Genomic DNA, 18,034 nt, shown 5'->3' with positions numbered 1-18,034 from the left:
GGGCATCGAAAGCAGCCTTGCCGGCCCGCCGGCAGGGCCGCCCGGGGGGATCAGCTACCCGACTTGCAGGGGAATGCCTTGCCGAGGCCGAGCGAAATGGCCGTGCTGGCGTTGTAGCCCGCGACGTTCGGGTTGTCGGCGATGTACTTGCGCACCGCGTCGGTCAGTTGTGCCGAGCGCGCGTCCGGCGGCAGGCAGAAGTACTGGCCCACGCGCGGCCCGGTCGTGCCGCCGATCGCATCGATCGTATTGAACACCCCGTCGGCGGCGCCTTCGATATAGGCCGCGCAGGCACTGCGCGACGCCACGTCGGTCTTCGTGCACAGCCGGTTCAGGTCGCTCGCCGTGAAGGCAAATGCCGATAGCGGCAGGACGAGCGCACCGGCGCAAATCAGAGCCCGCAGCATGGTTCTCCTTTATTCGTTACGGGTGGGGCACCGCGCCGCCAGTCGGTCCGCTGGCGGCAATCCCGTTATTTTGCACCGTTTTGCGGGGCGGCCGTAGCGCCGGACGGGCTGCCCGACTGCGCCATGCGCGCCGAGAGGCCCTTGATCGCATCGGGCGCCTTGTACTGCTTGGCGAAATCGAGTGCGTTCATGCCGATCTGGTTCTTCGCGTTGAGATCCGCGCCGTTGTCGAGCAGCAGCTTGAGCGTCGAGATATGGTCGCCGCGCGCGGCCATCATGAGCGGCGTCGTGCCGTTGGGCGACTGCGCGTCCACGTAGGCCGAGTAGCCGAGCAGCAGCTTCGCGACGTCGTCGTTGCCGTTGGCGGCCGCGTAGTGCAGCGGCGTCCAGCCCTTCTTGTTCACTTCCGCGCCCTTCGTGATGAGCAGCTTCACGAGATCCATGTCGCCGTTGAGCGAGGCGAGCATCAGCGCGTTTTCGCCGGCACGGTCTTCGGCGCCGATCTTCGTCTTCGGGTTGTCGAGCAGCACCGCTGCCACCTTGTCGGACTTCTCGCGCGCAGCCAGCACGAGGAGCGGCATGCCCTGGTCGTCGGTGGCGTTCGGGTCCATGCCGTCGGCGATGTCCTTGGCGACGGCCTTGTCGTCGTCGAACTTGACGGACTTCACGAGCGAATCGATCGACGCAGCGTGCACCGGCGCCATGGTCAGCAAGGCCGCGCTCATGCCGAATGCGAGGGCGGCGGTCATGCGCCGCATGGAGGCGGCACGGACGGTGGAGACGGTGGGCGTTAGCGTTTTGAAGTTCATGTCAAGCCTTGGAGTTTCTCAGTATCTTGTTGATAATAAACGGCATTGGCAGCACCGCGCCACCTGTTCAGACTGCGGCGGGAATCTTGAAGAGCCGGAAGAAGTTCTGCGTGGTGGCCTCGCCGAGTTCGGCGTCGGCAAGCCCGCGCTGCTGCGCAATGTATCTTCCGACATGGCTCACGTACGCAGGTTCATTGGGTTTGCCCCGAAAAGGCACCGGCGCGAGGTACGGCGAGTCCGTTTCGATCAACAAGCGCTCGATTGGCACGCGGCGGGCGACCTCCTGCACCTCGGTCGCGCTCTTGAACGTGACGATGCCCGAGAGCGAGATGTAGAAGTTCTGCGCGAGCGCGCGCTCGGCGATCGGCCAGGGTTCCGTGAAGCAGTGCATCACGCCGCCGGGCACGCCCGCGCGCTCCTCTTCCATGAGGCGCAGCGTGTCGTCCGAGGCGGCCCGGGTATGGACGATCAGCGGCTTCATCGTGGCGTGCGCCGCGCGGATATGCGTGCGAAAGCGCTCGCGCTGCCATTCCATGTCGGCGAGGGTGCGCTCGCCCAGCCGGTAGTAATCGAGCCCCGTTTCGCCGATCGCCACCACCTTCGGATGCGCGGCCAGTTCCACCAGTTCGGCCACGCTCGGCTCTTTCACGTCTTCGTGGTCGGGGTGCACGCCGACCGAGGCATACACGTTCTCGAAGCGGTTCGCGATGTCGAGGACCGAGGGCAGCGTCTCCAGATCCACCGAAACGCACAGCGCATGCGTGACGGCGTTCGAGCGCATGTTCTCCAGCACCTGCGGCAGACGGTCGGCGAGACCTTCGAAATTGATATGGCAATGCGAATCGACGAACATGGGCGGCTCTGCGGGTTCAGGCGGCGGCAGGCGCGCTGTCGAGCCGCTTGCCGAGGATGATGAGATCGCGCTCGACACCGTCGAGCACGGCCACGCGCGGGAGCGTCCCCCAGGCCGTGAAGCCGAAGCGCTGGAAGAGCCGCATGCTGGGCGCGTTATGGCCGAACACGAAGCCTAGCACCGTATGGATGTCGAGCCCCGGCGCGGCTTCGAGGGCGGCGGTGAGCAACTGGGCGCCGAGGCCCTTGCCGCGCGCGGCTTCGTCGAGATAGATGCTGACTTCCGAGGTGTGGCGGTAGGCCGGGCGCCCGTAGAAGTCGGAGAAGCTCAGCCATGCGATCACGCGCCCGGCGTCTTCGACCACCCACAGCGGCCGCCTGACGGGCCCGTGCGCCTGAAACCACGCAACGCGGCTTTCCACGCTGATGGGTTCGAGATCGGCCGTGACCTGGCGCGAGGCCACGGTCGAGTTGTAGATGGCGACGATGGCGGGCAGGTCGTCGAGGGTGGCGTCGCGGTAGGCAAGACTCATGGTGCGGGTATCGGCTGGGTATCGCGGGGTGTCGGCTGGATATCGCGGGATATCGGCTGGGGCTCGCCGTGGCGCGGTGCCGTGTATCGGGCGTGGCGCGGCGAGCCGGGTCGGTCATCGATCGATGGGCCGCGCAGGGCCGCTCGATCAGTCGGTCGTCAGTCAGTGGGCCTGGCGCTCAGGCGAACAGTTCACGATAGCCCAGAAACAGCTCCTCGAATACGAGGCGGGCATTGAGCGGATGGTTCTCCACGGCGCGCTGGCGCGTCACGGTCTTCATGTAGCGCGCGAGCGCCGGCGCATCGAGCTTCGCCGCGCAGCGGGCGAGCCCGGCCGCCGCCTGCGGGAAGTAGCGCGGCCGGCCGGCGGTGCGCTCGGCGAGCAGGTCGTACACCCAGCGCTGCAGCCAGCCGAGCACGAGCGGCACCGGCAGCTTCTGCAGCGTCTCGCCGCAGGCGAAGGCGTCGCAGCCGGCGCCCGCCGCGAGCTGGGCGAGCGTCCAGTCGCGCAGGGTGCGGTTTTCGTCGTGGGCGAGCGCGAGCGCTGCGAGCGGTGCGCCGCCGGCTTCGGCCAGCAGGCTCGGCGCATCGGCCACGCCTTGCGACGCGAGCCACGCCTGCGCCGCCGCCGGCGCGGGCGTCGCCATCGGCCACTGACGGCAGCGGCTGATGATGGTGGGCAGCAGCCGGTCGATGCGCGCCGAGACCAGCAGGAACACGACGCTGGCGGGCGGCTCTTCGAGCGTTTTCAGCAGCGCATTGGCGGCCGCCACATTGAGCGCTTCGGCCGGATACAGCACGACCACGCGCAAACCGCCGCGGTGCGAGCCCACGCCCGCGAAGTCCAGCAGCGCGCGCACCTGTTCGATGCGGATCTCCTTGCTGGGCGTGCGGGTCTTCTTGCCTTCGTCGCCCTCGCCTTTGTCGGCGGCCTTTTCGCCGTCGTCGGCCGCGACCGGGCCGACTTCGGCCGCCAGCGCCTCCGGCACGACGATGCGGTAATCGGGATGGTTGCCCTGGCCGAACCAGTGGCAGGCGGGACACGTGCCGCAGGGCTCGCCGTTGGCCGCGGGCGATTCGCACAGCAGCCCCTGGGCCAGATGCTGGGCAAAGCGCAGCTTGCCGATTCCGGCCTGGCCGTGCAGCAGCAGTGCGTGCGGCCAGTGGCCGCGCAATTGCTGAAGGCGCTCCCAGTCGCCGGCTTGCCACGGATAGATCATTTTTAAATCAACCAGTTAGCCGAAATTGTTTAGATATGACACGAGCTTCGCCGTCCATCATAAGAACGACAAATAAATATTAAAAATCAAAGCGATGCGATCACATTCTCAAGTCGCTTGCGAATATCCTCGATGCTCTGCGTCGAATCGACAATCGTAAAGCGATATGGCGCTTCTTCCGCACGCCGCAGGTATTCGCCGCGCGTGCGCGTGAAAAACGCATCGGTTTCGCTCTCGAAGCGGTCCGGCTCGCGCGCCGCGCCGCGCCGCTCGCTCGCCGTATCGGGCGCAATGTCGAACAGCACCGTCAGATCGGGCTGGAAGCCGCCCTGCACCCAGCGCTCCAGCGTTTCGAGCTTGTCGCGCGGCAGGCCCCGGCCGCCGCCCTGGTAGGCGAAGGTCGCGTCGGTGAAGCGGTCGGAGAGCACCCAGTCGCCGCGCGCGAGCGCCGGCTCGATCACCTGGGCCAGATGCTCGCGGCGGGCCGCGAACATCAGGAGCGCTTCGGTTTCGAGGTCCATGGGCTGGTGCAGCAGAATCTCGCGCAGCGACTCGCCGAGCGCCGTGCCGCCCGGCTCCCGTGTCATGACGACCGTGCGTCCGGTGGCGGCCAGCTTGTCCGCGAGCCGGTCGCGAAACCAGGCGAGATGCGTGGTCTTGCCCGCACCGTCTATGCCCTCGAACGTAACGAATCGGCCCCGCGCCATTTACTGCCCCCGAATGTATTTGTCGACGGCCTTGTTGTGGTCGACGAGATTGTCCGAAAAAACGCTGCTGCCGTCGCCGCGCGCCACGAAGTACAGCGCGCCGGTCGATGCCGGATTCAGCGCCGCCTGCAGCGAAGCGGCGCCCGGCAGCGCGATGGGCGTGGGCGGCAGCCCGAGGCGCAGGTAGGTATTGTAAAGAGTGTCGGTCTGCAGATCGCTCTTGTGCAGGCGCCCCTCGTAGCCGTCGCCGAGACCGTAGATCACGGCGGGGTCGGTCTGCAGCGGCATGCCCACGCGCAGCCGGTTGGCGAACACCGCCGCCACGAGCGGCCGGTCGCCCGCCTTGCCGGTCTCCTTCTCGACGAGCGAGGCGAGCGTGAGCGCCTCGTAGGGCGACTTGAGCGGCAGGCCCGGCGCGCGCGCGGCCCAGGCCTCGGCGAGCCGCACCTGCATCAGGCGGTAGGCGCGGCGGTATACGTCGAGATCGCTCGTGTCCTTGTCGAAGAGATAGGTGTCGGGGAAGAACAGGCCCTCGGCGTTGTCCATGGGCGCGGGCGGCGCGCCGATGGCGGCCAGCAGCTGGGCGTCGGTCATGCCCGCGCTGTCGTGGCGCAGCGCCGGATTGGCGTCGAGTTCGGCGCGCATGTGCCTGAAGGTCCAGCCTTCGATGATGGTCGCGACGTATTCGTTGACGTCGCCCAGCGCCATCTTCTGCAGCACTTCGTAAGGCGTGATGCCCTGCTTGAACTCGTAGTTGCCCGATTTGAGCTGGCTCTGCAGGCCCAGCACGCGCGTCATCAGCACGAAGAGTTCGGTCTGCACCGGCACGCCGCCGCGGCGCAGCTGCGTGGTGGCGCTGCGCACCGAGCTGTGCGGCTTGATGGTGACGTCGAGTTGCAGGGACGCGAGCTGGACAGGCGTAGCGGCCCAATGCCAGATGCCGCCCACGGCGGCTGCGCCAAGCACGGCGAGCGCGGCGCCGGCAACAAGGCATTTCTTCAGGAGGGACATGAAAACACGGCTGAGGTTGACCTCATATAATAACTGCTTGCCCTCGCTAAAGTCAGGATTGACTGTTCCCCGAATCCATGAACTCCCCCCTCGACTCCGCCGCCGCACCCGTCACCTCCGTTGCCGGGCGTCCCTCCGCCGCCGATTTCGAAGCCGTGCTCAAGGGCGGCGCCTACGCGATCCTCCCGCAGTTCGGCGTGATCGACGCCACGGGCGACGACGCCGCAAGCTTCCTGCACAGTCAGCTCACCAACGACATCCAGCATCTGGACGTGACCGGCGCGCGCCTCGCGGGCTACTGCTCGGCGAAGGGGCGCCTGCTGGCGTCGTTCCTCGCGTGGAAGACCGGCGAGACGATCCGCCTCCTGATTGCCAAGGACGTGCAGGCGAGCGTGCAGAAGCGGCTCTCGATGTTCGTGCTGCGCGCGAAGGCGAAGCTCGTGGACGACAGCGAGAAGCTGCTCGTAGTCGGCCTCGCCGGCAACGTGCGCGGCGCACTGGCCGCCGGATTCGATGCGCTGCCCGACGGCGTGCACGTGAAGGTGGACGATCCCGCCGGCACGCTGATCCGGCTGCCCGACGCGGCCGGGCTTCTGCGCTATTTGTGGGTAGGCCCGAAGGAAGCCGTCGAGGCGCGCCTGGCCGCGCTGGATGGCAAGCTCACGCGCGTTTCGCCTGCGGTGTGGGACTGGCTCGACATCCGCGCGGGCGAGCCGCGCATCACCCAGCCGGTTTCGGAGCAGTTCGTGCCGCAGATGGTGAACTACGACGTGCTGGGCGGCGTGAACTTCAAGAAAGGCTGCTATCCGGGGCAGGAGATCGTCGCGCGCAGCCAGTATCGCGGCACGATCAAGCGCCGCACGGCGCTGGCGAGCGTCGCGGCCGAAGCCGATGCCGCGCACGCGGGCGCCGAGCTCTTTCACTCCGACGATCCCGGCCAGCCCTGCGGCATGGTCGTCAACGCGGCGGCCGCGCCCGACGGCGGTACCGATCTGCTCGCCGAGATCAAGCTCGCCGCCCTCGAATCGGGCAGCGTGCATCTGGGCGGCGCCGGCGGCCCCGCCCTGCGCTTCCTGCCGCTGCCGTACGCCCTGCCCGCCGAGGTCTGACGCGTTGGCCCCGTACGCTCGTCTAGCGCGGCTTGCACCTCTTGCGCCGCTTGCACCTCTTGCACCCTTCGCGCCCTTTCCACTTTTCGCGCGGGTTCAAAGCCCCGGGCGACCGGAGCGAGTGGCGCCATGTGCCTGATCGTCTTCGACTGGCGCCCCGAGGCCACGAACGGTGCGCTCTTCACGCTCGCCGCGAATCGCGACGAATTCCTGCGCCGCACCGCCGAGCCGCTGCATTGGTGGCAGGCGGCGCCGGACGTGCTTGCCGGGCGCGATCTCGTGGGCGGCGGCACGTGGCTCGGCATGACGCGCGGCGGCCGTTTCGCGGCGCTCACGAACTACCGCGCGCCGCATGAAATGCGCCCCGACGCGCCCACGCGCGGCACGCTCGTCTCCGCATGGCTCACGGGCGGCGACGGCGTGGCCGATACGCCGCTGCGCTACCTGGCCCAGGTCGCGCGCAACGGCAGCCTCTATAACGGCTTCAACCTGGTGGTAGGCGACTGGACCCGGCGCGAACTGGCCTGGTATTGCAATCGCGGCGATCTCGCGCCGGCGCTGCTGCCGGAAGGCACGCACGGCATCTCGAATGCCGTGCTCGACACGCCCTGGCCGAAACTCGCGCGCAAGCGCGCGGAGCTGGCCGAACTGGCCAGCCACGCGGCTCCCCTCGACCGGCTCGTGACGATGATGCGCGACCCGCAGATCGCCCGCGACGACGAACTGCCCGCCACCGGCATTTCGCTTGAGCGCGAACGCGCCTTGTCCGCCGCGTTCATCGAAACGCCCGACTACGGCACGCGCGGCACCACCGCGCTGCGCGCGAGCGTGCGCGGCGAGGCCATCGAGGTAGAAGTGATCGAGCGCAGCGACGACAACGGATCGCACCGCATCGTGCGGCCCGGCGACTTCGAGCGCCGCGAGACCTTCGTGGTGCGCGCCCAGCCTGCTGCGCGCTAAGCCGGGCGCGTCCCACCCTCAATCGTCGTCGATACCGAAGGCCCGGCGCAGCGCTTGCGCGGCGTCGGCCTGCGCATGCCGCGCGTCTTCGACGAATCCGCCCATCTTGAAGAACTCGTGGATCACGCCGGCATAGCGCACGAGCGTCACCGCGTTGCCCGCGTCGCGCAGCTTGCGCGCGTAGGCCTCGCCTTCGTCCACGAGCGGATCGTATTCGGCCACGCCGATCCAGGCGGGCGCGAGCCCGCCGAAGTCCGGCGCGCCGCGCTTGCCGTCGAGCGGCGCGAAACGCCAGTCGTCGCGATCTTCGGCATTGCGTACATAGAGATTGAAGAACCACTGGATCGTCTTCGCCGTGAGCAGATAGCCCTCGGCGAGCCGCGCGTGCGAAGGCGTGTCCTGGTGGCCGCAGGTGCCTGGGTAGATCAGCAGTTGCAGCACCGGCGCCATGCCCGCGTCGCGGGCCAGCACGGCGCACACGGCCGCGAGCGTGCCGCCCGCGCTGTCGCCGCCAACCGCGAGGCGCGCGGGATCGATTGCGTAGTCGGACGCATGCGCGTGCAACCAGGCGTACGCATCGAAGGCATCGTGCACGGCGGTCGGAAAGCGGTGCTCGGGGGCGAGCCGGTAGTCCACCGAGAGCACGGCGCAGCGCGCGTCGCGTGCGAACATGCGGCAAAGCGCGTCGTGCGTATCGACGCTGCCCAGCGTGAAACCGCCGCCGTGGAAGTACACGAGCGCAGGCAGCGGCTCGGCCCAATGCGGCTGCGTCGGGCAATAAAGACGCGCGCGGATGAAGGAGCCGTCGCGCACCGGCACCGCCAGATCCTCCACCGAAAACATCGGCGCGGACGCGATCTCCAGCACCGAGGCACTCTTCTCGTAAGCGGCGCGCGCCTCCTGTGGCGTGAGCGTGTGATACGGCGGCCGGTCCGCACGGGCCACCATATCGAGCACGAGCGCAATCTTTGCGTTGAGCGTCATGGCGGCGCGGATCAGCTGGCCTGCTTCACTTCGGGCTTGAGCGAAAGCGGATCGGTGGGATTGCGCAATGTTTCGATGTCCTCATGACGCAGTTTCACCGTGGCGAGAATCTGCGGGTGCGTGAGGATATAGAAACGGCCTTCGCGGATCGCGCCGAAGGTCTCTTCGGCCACGTCTTCCGGCGTGAGGCGCCCCGAGCGCACCGCGCGCTGCAACTGCAGGTCGGCGGCTTGCTGCGAGCGCGTGGGCGGCGCGTCGTTGCGCAGATCGTCGGGACGGCTGCGCTCCGCGTTCGCGATGCCCGTGGGCACGAACGCCGGACACAGCACCGAGCACCCCACGCTCGCGCCCACGCTCTTGAGGTCGTGATAAAGCGTTTCGGTGAGCGACACCACGGCGTGCTTCGAGGCGTTGTAGACGGCCATCGCCGGCGGCGAAAGCAGCCCCGCCACGGATGCCGTGTTGACGATATGCGCGGGCTCGCCCTGCGCCAGCATGACGGGCGTGAAGGCGCGCACGCCGTTGGCCACCCCCATCACGTTCACGCTGAACACCCACTCCCAGTCCTTCGCGCTGCTTTCCCACACCAAGCCGCCCGTGCCCACGCCCGCGTTGTTGAAGAGCAGATGCACCTTGCCCCAGGCATCGAGCGCGGCCTTCGCGAGTGCGTCCACCTGGGCGGCGTCGCGCACGTCGGTCGGCACGCCGATCGCTTCGGCGCCTGCTGCGCGCAGTGCGGCAACGGTTTCGTCGAGGAGGCTTTTATCGACATCGGCGAGCACGAGCTTCATGCCGAGCGCAGCGGCCTTGTGGGCGAACGCGCGGCCAAAGCCGCTCGCCGCACCCGTGATGACGGCCACGCGGCCGTCGAACTGGAACGGATCGGGCATTGCGTATCCTGCGAAGGGAGAGTTGAAGAAACAAGGCCGGCGCGATCGCACCGGCCCACGGCACAGGCTCAGATCAGCTTGACGAGCTGCTTGCCGAAATTCTGCCCCTTGAGCATGCCGAGGAAGGCAGCCGGCGCGCTTTCGAGGCCCTCGGCCACGGTCTCGCGATAGACAAGCTGCTTCTGCGCGACGAGCGCGCCGAGTTCGGCGAGTGCCTGCGGCCACACCTCCAGATGCTCGCTGACGATGAAGCCCTGCACGAGCAGGCGCTGCGTGAGCATGAGGCCCGGATACTTGAGCGGCAGCGGCTTGCCGTCGTAGTTCGCAATCATGCCGCACAAGGCAATGCGGCCGAACGCGTTCATGCGCGCGAGCGTGGCGTCGAGCACCTCGCCGCCGACGTTTTCGAAGTAGCCGTCCACGCCGTTGGGCGTCGCGGCCTTAAGATCCTGATAGAGATGGCCGGCCTTGTAATCGACGCACGCGTCGAAGCCGAGCGTCTCGACCACGTAGCGGCACTTCTCCGGGCCGCCCGCAATGCCCACCGCGCGGCAGCCCGCGCGCTTCGCGAGCTGGCCGACCACGCTGCCCACCGCACCGCTCGCGGCGCTCACGACCACCGTTTCGCCGGCCTTCGGCGCGATGATGCGGTTCAGGCCGTACCAGGCCGTGACACCCGGCATGCCCACGGGCCCGAGGTAGGCGGAGAGCGGCACGTGCGTCGTATCGACGACATGCAGCCCCGTGCCGTCCGAGGTGCCGAAGTCCTGCCACCCGAGCATCCCCACCACCTTGTCGCCCGCCTTGAACTTCGGGTTGAGCGATTCGACCACCTCGCCCACGGTGCCGCCGATCATCACTTCGTCGAGCGGCTGCGGCGCCGCGTACGACTTGCTGTCGTTCATGCGGCCGCGCATGTACGGATCGAGCGAGAGGAAATGGTTGCGCACGCGAAGCTGCCCTTGCCCGAGCGGCGCGAGCGGCGTTTCGACGAGACGGAAATTCTCGACGCTCGCGGCCCCTTCCGGGCGCGACACAAGCAGGATCTGGCGATTATTCTGGGTCATCGTGGTCTGGGTCATGGCGTTCGCTCTGCGGCGCTAAGGCCGCCGTGGTGGTAACGGGCGAGGCAGGAACGGGCGCCGGGCTTCAGCCGTCGCTCGGTCCCGGCTTCGCGGTGGGATCGCTGCGCAGCCGCTGGTGCGCCACGTCGCGCCCCACGGCCAGCCGCTTCATGTATTTGAACGTGCCGAGCGCCTTGGCGACGAAGTGGCCCTCGCTGTCGCGAACCTCGCCTTCGCAATAGGCCATCGTGGTCGTGCGGGTCAGTACGCGTCCGTATGCGCGCAGTTCGCCGCGGCCCGGCTGCATGAAGTTCACTTTCATCTCGACCGTGACGACGCCCATGCCGTCGCCGGCCACGCTGCGCGCGGCCATGGCGAGGGCGATATCGGAAAGCGTCATGGTCACGCCGCCGTGCGCGATGCCCCAGGTGTTCAGGTGGCGCGCGGCGAGCGGCAGGGCCACTTCGCTCGCGCCGTCGCGCGCGCGCACGAGTTGCACGCCGAGATGGTCGGTAAACGGGCTTTCGACGACATCGAGCGGCAAATCGCCGGGCGCGCTGCCGGCCTGGCCGCGATTCGCGTCGCCCTCGGTGCCCGCATCCGTATTCTGGTCAGCCATGTCGCGCGCTCAGATCACGTAATCGACGCACTGGCGCCCTTCCGCCACGGCCTTCGCGAACTGCTTCACGACAAGGTGATCGGGGTGGTCCTGATAGGCGTCGAGTGCGGCCTTGTCGGCAAAGTCGGAAACGAGCGCGATGTCGAAGGTCGAAGCGAGCCCCGGCTCGGCGAGGCCCACTTCGAGATGCAGCGTGCCGGGCACGAGATCGCGGCAGCCTTCGAGCAGGGCCTTGAATTTCACGAGGTTTTCTTCGCGGGTCGCACCCTCGGCCGATTCCTTGAGCTTCCACATCACGATATGACGAATCAACGTATTCACCTTTTCAGTCTGCATGAACGAAGTGCGGCGCGGCGGCTTGTCCGCCGCGCGCGCCGGCAATCGTCATGATACCCGCGCGGCTGGCTGGGCGAGAGGCGCAGCCGCCTGCCCTGCCCGCGCCAGCGCCAGCGCGCACGCGAGCGCACCGATGCGCAGCACGGCTGCGGCGGCCGTATGCGGCTGCGGGCCTGGACAGCTCAGGCGAATGAAGTGATCGAAGCGCCCCGCATTCGAAAACACCGTGCCGGGCATGATGCGGATGCCTTCGGCGAGCGCGGCATCGAAGAGCGCCAGCGAAGCGACGTGCCACGGCAGTTCGATCCAGAACGCGAGCCCGCCCTGCGGCGGCGTGAAGCGCGTGCCGTGGGGAAATGCCGCGGCGACGACCTGCGCCATGCGCTCGCGGCTGCGCGCGCAGTTTTTCGCGCCGGCGCCGCGCGGCAACGCCACGATCCGCCCGGGATCAGACGATCTCGAACAGGCCCGCGGCGCCCTGGCCGCCGCCGATGCACATCGTCACAACGACGAGCTTCGCGCCGCGGCGCTTGCCTTCGATGAGCGCATGGCCCGTGAGGCGCGCGCCCGACACGCCGTAGGGGTGGCCCACGGCGATCGCGCCGCCGTTCACGTTCAGGCGGTCGGCCGGAATGCCGAGCTTGTCGCGGCAGTACAGCACCTGCACCGCGAACGCTTCGTTCAACTCCCACAGGTCGATGTCCTCGACCTTGACGCCCGCCTGCTTGAGCAGCTTCGGCACGGCAAACACGGGGCCGATGCCCATTTCGTCGGGTTCGCAGCCGGCCACGGCAAAGCCGCGGAAAATACCGAGCGGGGTGAGGCCCTCGCGCTCGGCAACCTTCGCGTTCATCACCACGCAGGCGCTCGCGCCGTCCGAGAACTGGCTCGCGTTGCCCGCCGTAATCACGCCGCCCGGCAGCGCCGTGCGGATCTTCGCAACGCCTTCGAGCGTCGTGTCGGCGCGAATGCCCTCGTCGGCGGCAATGGTGACTTCCTTCGTCACCAGTTGGCCGCTCGCCTTGTCGGCCACGCCCGCGAGCACCGTCATCGGCACGATTTCGGCGTTGAAGAGCCCGGCCGCCTGCGCGGCAGCCGCGCGCAGTTGCGACTGCACGCCGTACTCGTCCTGGCGCTCCTTCGAGATCTCGTAGCGCCGGGCCACGTTCTCGGCCGTCTGCAGCATGCTCCAGTAGATCTCGGGCTTGTTCTGTTTGAGCCAGCCTTCGTACACCATATGGCGGTTCATCTCGTTCTGCACGCACGAGATCGACTCCACGCCGCCCGCCACGAACACGTCGCCCTCGCCCGCAATCACGCGTTGCGCCGCGAGCGCAATCGTCTGGAGTCCGGACGAACAGAAGCGGTTCACCGTCATGCCCGGCACCGAGACCGGCAGGCCCGCGCGCAGCGCGATCTGGCGGGCGATGTTGCCGCCCGTCGCGCCCTCGGGGTTCGCGCAGCCCATGATCACGTCTTCGACGCGCGCCGCGTCGATTCCGGCGCGCTCGACGGCGGCCTTCGTCACATGGCCGCCCAGCGTAGCGCCATGGGTCATGTTGAAGCCGCCCTTCCAGGACTTGGCGAGGCCCGTGCGGGCGGTCGATACGATTACGGCGTCGGTCATGCTTATCTCCTGTCGGCCTGGCTCAGCGCGTGTGCGCCTCGCCCGATCCCATACGAATGTGTTGATCCTGCTGGATAATCTGAAATGGACGGACTCTACGAACGACGTTCATGCGGCGCCACGCAGCACCTCCGCCGACTGCGCGCGCTTCACGCCCGCGGCGCGCAGTTGTTCCCAGGCAGCGGCGAGCGAGCCGTTCAGGTCGATGGCGCGCGAAGCGTCCTCGATCAGCACCGCCTCGAAGCCGGCCGCCCGCGCGTCGAGCGCCGACCATGCCACGCAGTAGTCGGTCGCGAGGCCGCAGCAGTACACGCGCTTCACGCCGCCGTGTGCTCCCCCGTTTGCCCCCGTTTCGCGCAGATAGCCGGAGAGGCCGGTGGGCGTCGCGCGGTCGGCTTCGAGAAATGCCGAATAGCTGTCCACGTCCGCGTGATGGCCCTTGCGAATGATGGCGCGCGCGTGCGGCACGTGCAGATCGCGATGCAGGTCGGCCCCGGCCGTGCCCTGCACGCAATGCGTGGGCCACAGCACCTGCTCGCCGTAGGGCAGCGCGATCGTCTCGAACGGCTGGCGGCCCGCATGACTGGCCGCAAACGAGACGTGCTGCGCCGGATGCCAGTCCTGCGTGAGCACCACGTGGCTGAACGCCTGCGCGAGCCGGTTGGCCACCGGCACGACCTCATCGCCGTGCGCGACGGCCAGCGCCCCGCCCGGCATGAAGTCGTACTGCAGGTCGATCAGCAACAGCACGTCGTCTGCGCTTCTCATGATGTCCGTTCCTTGCGCCATGAACGCCGGCGGCTCAGTTGAAGGTGCCGCCCTTTTCGGCGCGCTCCGCGATCGAAGGCGCAATCGCCCACGCGTCGCCGTTGGGCTGCGCCGCGTAGCCGCGCATCGCGCGCGCCACGTTGTAGAGCCCCACCGTGTCCGCGTAGAGCATCGGGCCGCCGCGCCACAGCGGGAAGCCGTAGCCCGTCAGGTAGACCATGTCGATGTCCGACGCCTTCGAGGCAATCCCCTCTTCGAGGATCTTCGCGCCTTCGTTCACGAGCGCGTAGACGAGGCGCTCGACGATCTCCTGGTCGCCGATCTTGCGCCGCGCAATGCCGGCTTCCTTCGAATACGCGACGATCATCTCGTCCACCAGCGCCGAAGGCAGCGCACTGCGCTCGCCTGCCTTGTAGTCGTACCAGCCCGCGCCGGTCTTCTGGCCGAAGCGGCCGGACTCGCACAGGCGGTCGGCGATCTTCGAGTACTTCATGTCAGGCTTTTCCTGATAGCGGCGCTTGCGGATCGCCCAGCCGATATCGTTGCCCGCGAGGTCGCTCATGCGGAACGGGCCCATGGCGAAGCCGAACTTCTCGATTGCGCGGTCCACCTGCGCGGGCAGCGCGCCTTCTTCGAGCATGTAGAGCGCCTGGCGCACGTACTGTTCGATCATGCGGTTGCCGATGAAGCCGTCGCACACGCCCGAGACCACGGCCGTCTTGCGGATCTTCTTCGCGACCTGCATGACGGTGGCGAGCACGTCCCTGGCCGTGTCCTTGCCGCGCACGACTTCGAGCAGCTTCATGACGTTGGCAGGACTAAAGAAGTGCATGCCCACCACGTCCTGCGGACGCTTCGTGAAGGCCGCGATTTTGTCCACGTCGAGCGTCGAGGTGTTCGAGGCGAGAATCGCGCCGGGCTTCGCCACTTCGTCGAGGCGCTTGAACACCTGCTCCTTCACTCCCAGTTCTTCGAACACGGCTTCGATGATGAGGTCGGCCTGCTTGAGGTCGTCATACGTGAGCGTCGGGCGGATCAGCGCCATGCGCGCTTCGAGCTTCTCGGCCGTGAGCTTGCCCTTCTTGACCTGCGCTTCGTAGTTCTTGCGGATCGTCGCGAGGCCGCGGTCGAGCGCGTCCTGCTTCGTTTCGAGCAGCGTGACCGGCACGCCCGCGTTGAGGAAGTTCATCGTGATGCCGCCGCCCATCGTGCCCGCGCCGATCACGGCCACTTGCCGGATGTCGCGCACGGGCGTGCTCGAAGGCACGTCGGGAATCTTGCTCGCGGCGCGCTCGCCGAAGAACGCATGGCGCAGCGCGTGGCTTTCCGGCGTCTGCACGAGTTCGAGGAAGCATTCGCGCTCGAAGGCGAGGCCCTTGTCGAAGCCTTCCTTCACGCCCGCGGCCACGGCATCGACGCACTTCAGCGGCGCCGGATAGTTCTTCGACATCGCGCCCACCGTGTTGCGCGCGAACTGCAGATAGCCTTCGGCATTCGGATGCTCGACCTTGCGATTGCGCACGAGCGGATGCGGGCCCGGCTTGTCGGCGGCCTTGCGCGCGAACGCGATGGCTTCTTCGAGCAGATCGCCTTGTGCGATGGCATCGAAAAGACCCGTGCCGGCCAGCTTCTCGGAGAGCACCGGCGCACCGGTCACGATCATGTTGAGCGCCGGTTCGAGGCCGAGCGCGCGCGGCAGGCGCTGCGTGCCGCCGGCGCCGGGCAGGATGCCGAGCTTCACTTCGGGCAGCGCGATCTGCGCGCCGGGCGCGGCGATGCGGTAGTGAGCGCCGAGCGCGAGTTCGAGGCCGCCGCCCATCGCAACGCTGTGAATCGCGGCGACCACGGGCTTGGCGCTCTTCTCGACCTCGTTGATGACGGTGTGGAGCGTGGGCTCCTGGGTCGCTTTCGGCGTGTTGAATTCGGTGATGTCCGCGCCGCCCGAGAAAGCCTTGCCGGCGCCCGTGATGACGATGGCGGTGACGGCCGGATCCTGCGCGGCGCGGGCGATGCCTTCGACGATCCCGGCGCGGGTGGCATGCCCCAGGCCGTTGACGGGCGGGTTGTTGAGCGTGATGACGGCGACGCCGTCGCGAGTCGTGTAGTCCACTGCCATTTGCCTGCCTCCATGCTTGCGGGCCGCGTTGTGCGTCGCCGGCTTCATTGTCCGACAATCCCGGTCAGCAGGCAGAATACACAAAAAAGAACGTTCGTTCAATTTTTCTCGGCGATTTCCCCCGGTCGGCGGACCTGGGGTTTTCACGGTCGCGCTGCACGGCGTATGGGGCGTGCAAGGTAAAACGCAGCCTTCTTCGGCTGCGTTCGTGTGCTCCGCAGCCGACGGCCGCGTTCATGAGCGTGAGAGACGCCCGCGCCTGCTGCGCCCGCTCAAACCGGATCGTGCCCCGCCGGCGCGTTCATGGGGCAGGAGGCCTCGGCGGCAAGCGCCGTCGGCAGGACGTAGTCGCGGAACTGCTCGCGCAGCTTGAGCTTTTGCAGCTTGCCCGTCGCGGTATGCGGCAGCGAATCGACGAACACGACGTCGTCGGGCTGCCACCACTTCGCGACCTTGCCCACGTAGAAAGCCAGCAAGGCTTCGCGCGTGACCTCGGCGCCCGGCTTCTTCACCGCGACGATCAGCGGCCGCTCGGTCCAGCGCGGGTGTGCGCAGGCAATGCACGCCGCCTCCGCAATGGCCGGGTGCGCCACGGCCACGTTTTCCAGGTCGATGGAGCTGATCCACTCCCCGCCCGACTTGATGACGTCCTTGCTGCGGTCGGTGATGTGCAGGAAGCCGTCCGGGTCGATGGTGGCCACGTCGCCGGTCGGGAACCAGCCACCGACGAGCGGCGTGCCGCTCTCCTGCCGGAAATAGCGGTCGATCACCCACGGCCCGCGCACGTGCAGATCGCCGAACGCGACGCCGTCCCAGGGCAGTTCCTGCCCCTCGGGCCCGACGATCTTCATGTCGACGCCGAAAATCACGCGCCCCTGCTTCTCCAGCAGCGCGCGCCGCGCGTCGGGCGGCCGCTGCGACTGCTCCCAGTTCAGCTTCGCGAGCGTGCCGAGCGGGGACATTTCCGTCATGCCCCACGCGTGGATCACGTGTACGCCGTATTCGTCCTCGAAGGCGCGCAGCATGGCGGGCGGGCACGCCGATCCGCCGATCACCGTGCGTGCAAGCGTGGAAAAACGCACGCCGGCTTCGCGCAGGTGCGCAAGCAGTCCGAGCCACACGGTGGGCACGCCGGCCGAGCAGGTCACGCCCTCGCTTTCCATGAGTTCGTAGAGCGACTTGCCGTCGAGATCCTTGCCCGGCAGCACGAGTTTGGTGCCGTTGAGCGGCGCCGCATGCGGCAGGCCCCAGGCGTTCACATGAAACATGGGCACGACGGGCAGCACCGCGTCGCGCGAGGAAAGCCCCATCGCGTCGGGCAGCGAAGCGCCATAGGCGTGCAGCACCGAAGAGCGGTGCGTGTAGAGCGCGCCCTTCGGATTGCCGGTGGTGCCGGAGGTATAGCAGAGATTCGAGGCGCTGCGCTCGTCGAGCACCGGCCAGGCGTAGTCGCCGTTCTGCGCGTCGAGCAGCGTCTCGTAGCAGAGCACCGGCGTGCGCATGCCGGGCCGGTGTGATTCGGCGGCGAGCGCGATCCACCCGCGCACGTTCGGGCACTGCGGCGCGAGCGCATCGACGAGCGGCGCGAACGTGAGGTCGAAGAGGACGTACTGATCGTCGGCGTGATTGATGATCCAGGCGATCTGCTCGGGAAAGAGCCGCGGATTGATCGTGTGGCACACGGCGCCGAAACCGGTCACGCCGTAATACGCCTCCAGATGCCGGTAGCCGTTCCAGGCCAGCGTGCCGACGCGCTCGCCCGGCGCCACACCCAGTGCGATCAGCGCCTGGGCCAGTTGCTTCGAGCGGATTTCGCACGCGCGGTAGGTGTAGCGATGCAGGTCGCCTTCGATGCGGCGCGAGACGATCTGCGTGTCGCCGTGATACCGCGCCGCATGCGCGATCAGCGACGACACATTGAGCGGCACGTCCATCATCTGTCCCAACAGCGGCGCAGTCATCGTCGGTGGTCTCCTCGCGCTGAATATGTGTTCGAATGCCAGTTTGCGATGGGTCCGGCGGC

The 18,034-nt window shown here is 67.9% G+C and carries 19 protein-coding genes; 2 read left to right on the top strand and 17 right to left on the bottom strand.

All coding sequences use genetic code 11. The annotated features are described in order from the left end of the window. Nucleotides 1-50: 50 nt before the first annotated feature. The 7 genes from BFE01S_RS08250 to mltG all read right to left on the bottom strand — a co-directional run bounded on the left by BFE01S_RS08250 (nt 51) and on the right by mltG (nt 5,538). Nucleotides 51-407, bottom strand: a complete 357-nt coding sequence (locus tag BFE01S_RS08250) for a Rap1a/Tai family immunity protein (protein ID WP_028225066.1) — start codon at nt 405-407, stop codon at nt 51-53. A 65-nt stretch (nt 408-472) separates the two neighbouring features. Continuing rightward, on the bottom strand, nt 473-1,216 hold the full coding sequence (locus tag BFE01S_RS37930; RefSeq protein WP_042337338.1) for an ankyrin repeat domain-containing protein: 744 nt from the start codon (nt 1,214-1,216) through the stop codon (nt 473-475). A 67-nt stretch (nt 1,217-1,283) separates the two neighbouring features. Then, nucleotides 1,284-2,069 (bottom strand): TatD family hydrolase, encoded by a 786-nt coding sequence (locus BFE01S_RS08240; RefSeq protein ID WP_028225065.1) that lies wholly within the window; start codon nt 2,067-2,069, stop codon nt 1,284-1,286. A gap of 16 nt (nt 2,070-2,085) precedes the next feature. Next, on the bottom strand, nt 2,086-2,601 hold the full coding sequence (locus BFE01S_RS08235) for a GNAT family N-acetyltransferase (RefSeq protein WP_028225064.1): 516 nt from the start codon (nt 2,599-2,601) through the stop codon (nt 2,086-2,088). A gap of 178 nt (nt 2,602-2,779) precedes the next feature. Then, nucleotides 2,780-3,820 (bottom strand): DNA polymerase III subunit delta', encoded by a 1,041-nt coding sequence (locus BFE01S_RS08230; RefSeq protein WP_028225063.1) that lies wholly within the window; start codon nt 3,818-3,820, stop codon nt 2,780-2,782. A gap of 86 nt (nt 3,821-3,906) precedes the next feature. Next, nucleotides 3,907-4,527, bottom strand: coding sequence for a dTMP kinase (gene tmk / locus BFE01S_RS08225; protein WP_028225062.1), 621 nt, complete (start codon nt 4,525-4,527; stop codon nt 3,907-3,909). Further along, on the bottom strand, nt 4,528-5,538 hold the full coding sequence (mltG, locus tag BFE01S_RS08220) for an endolytic transglycosylase MltG (RefSeq protein WP_028225061.1): 1,011 nt from the start codon (nt 5,536-5,538) through the stop codon (nt 4,528-4,530). A 77-nt stretch (nt 5,539-5,615) separates the two neighbouring features. Here mltG and ygfZ point away from each other — a divergent pair, with 77 nt between their 5' ends. Further along, nucleotides 5,616-6,647 carry a CAF17-like 4Fe-4S cluster assembly/insertion protein YgfZ gene (ygfZ, locus tag BFE01S_RS08215; RefSeq protein ID WP_028225060.1) on the top strand — a complete coding sequence of 344 codons (1,032 nt, stop codon included), beginning with the start codon at nt 5,616-5,618 and terminating at the stop codon, nt 6,645-6,647. Between the two features lie 129 nt (nt 6,648-6,776). Next, entirely contained in the window at nt 6,777-7,607 is an 831-nt protein-coding gene (locus BFE01S_RS08210; protein ID WP_028225059.1) for an NRDE family protein, read from the top strand. 18 nt (nt 7,608-7,625) lie between these two features. On the opposite strand, the gene BFE01S_RS08205 is transcribed toward BFE01S_RS08210, so the two are convergent. From BFE01S_RS08205 to BFE01S_RS08160, 10 genes are all read right to left on the bottom strand, one after another. Continuing rightward, on the bottom strand, nt 7,626-8,591 hold the full coding sequence (locus BFE01S_RS08205) for an alpha/beta hydrolase (protein ID WP_028225058.1): 966 nt from the start codon (nt 8,589-8,591) through the stop codon (nt 7,626-7,628). Nucleotides 8,592-8,602: 11 nt separating this feature from the next. Beyond that, the gene (locus tag BFE01S_RS08200; protein ID WP_028225057.1) at nt 8,603-9,481 is read right to left on the bottom strand and encodes an SDR family oxidoreductase; all 879 of its coding nucleotides are present in this window, start codon (nt 9,479-9,481) and stop codon (nt 8,603-8,605) included. 68 nt (nt 9,482-9,549) lie between these two features. Further along, nucleotides 9,550-10,548 carry an NADP-dependent oxidoreductase gene (locus tag BFE01S_RS08195; RefSeq protein ID WP_028225056.1) on the bottom strand — a complete coding sequence of 333 codons (999 nt, stop codon included), beginning with the start codon at nt 10,546-10,548 and terminating at the stop codon, nt 9,550-9,552. An 82-nt stretch (nt 10,549-10,630) separates the two neighbouring features. Then, nucleotides 10,631-11,164, bottom strand: a complete 534-nt coding sequence (locus tag BFE01S_RS08190; protein ID WP_084169646.1) for a PaaI family thioesterase — start codon at nt 11,162-11,164, stop codon at nt 10,631-10,633. 9 nt (nt 11,165-11,173) lie between these two features. Further along, the gene (locus tag BFE01S_RS08185; RefSeq protein WP_028225054.1) at nt 11,174-11,476 is read right to left on the bottom strand and encodes a Dabb family protein; all 303 of its coding nucleotides are present in this window, start codon (nt 11,474-11,476) and stop codon (nt 11,174-11,176) included. Between the two features lie 72 nt (nt 11,477-11,548). Next, nucleotides 11,549-11,881: a hypothetical protein gene (locus BFE01S_RS45740; RefSeq protein WP_407668192.1), complete on the bottom strand. Its 333-nt coding sequence runs from the start codon at nt 11,879-11,881 to the stop codon at nt 11,549-11,551. Between the two features lie 67 nt (nt 11,882-11,948). Next, nucleotides 11,949-13,127 (bottom strand): acetyl-CoA C-acyltransferase, encoded by a 1,179-nt coding sequence (locus tag BFE01S_RS08175; protein WP_028225052.1) that lies wholly within the window; start codon nt 13,125-13,127, stop codon nt 11,949-11,951. 108 nt (nt 13,128-13,235) lie between these two features. After that, nucleotides 13,236-13,895 (bottom strand): bifunctional nicotinamidase/pyrazinamidase, encoded by a 660-nt coding sequence (gene pncA, locus BFE01S_RS08170; protein ID WP_028225051.1) that lies wholly within the window; start codon nt 13,893-13,895, stop codon nt 13,236-13,238. A 34-nt stretch (nt 13,896-13,929) separates the two neighbouring features. Next, on the bottom strand, nt 13,930-16,011 hold the full coding sequence (locus tag BFE01S_RS08165) for a 3-hydroxyacyl-CoA dehydrogenase NAD-binding domain-containing protein (protein ID WP_028225050.1): 2,082 nt from the start codon (nt 16,009-16,011) through the stop codon (nt 13,930-13,932). A 272-nt stretch (nt 16,012-16,283) separates the two neighbouring features. Further along, nucleotides 16,284-17,972 (bottom strand): 3-(methylthio)propionyl-CoA ligase, encoded by a 1,689-nt coding sequence (locus BFE01S_RS08160; RefSeq protein ID WP_028225049.1) that lies wholly within the window; start codon nt 17,970-17,972, stop codon nt 16,284-16,286. Nucleotides 17,973-18,034: the final 62 nt, after the last annotated feature.

Origin of the sequence: Paraburkholderia ferrariae NBRC 106233 (assembly GCF_000685035.1) — a bacterium.
Classification (GTDB): Bacteria; Pseudomonadota; Gammaproteobacteria; order Burkholderiales; family Burkholderiaceae; genus Paraburkholderia; species Paraburkholderia ferrariae.
This window is presented reverse-complemented; position numbering and strand designations above follow the sequence as displayed.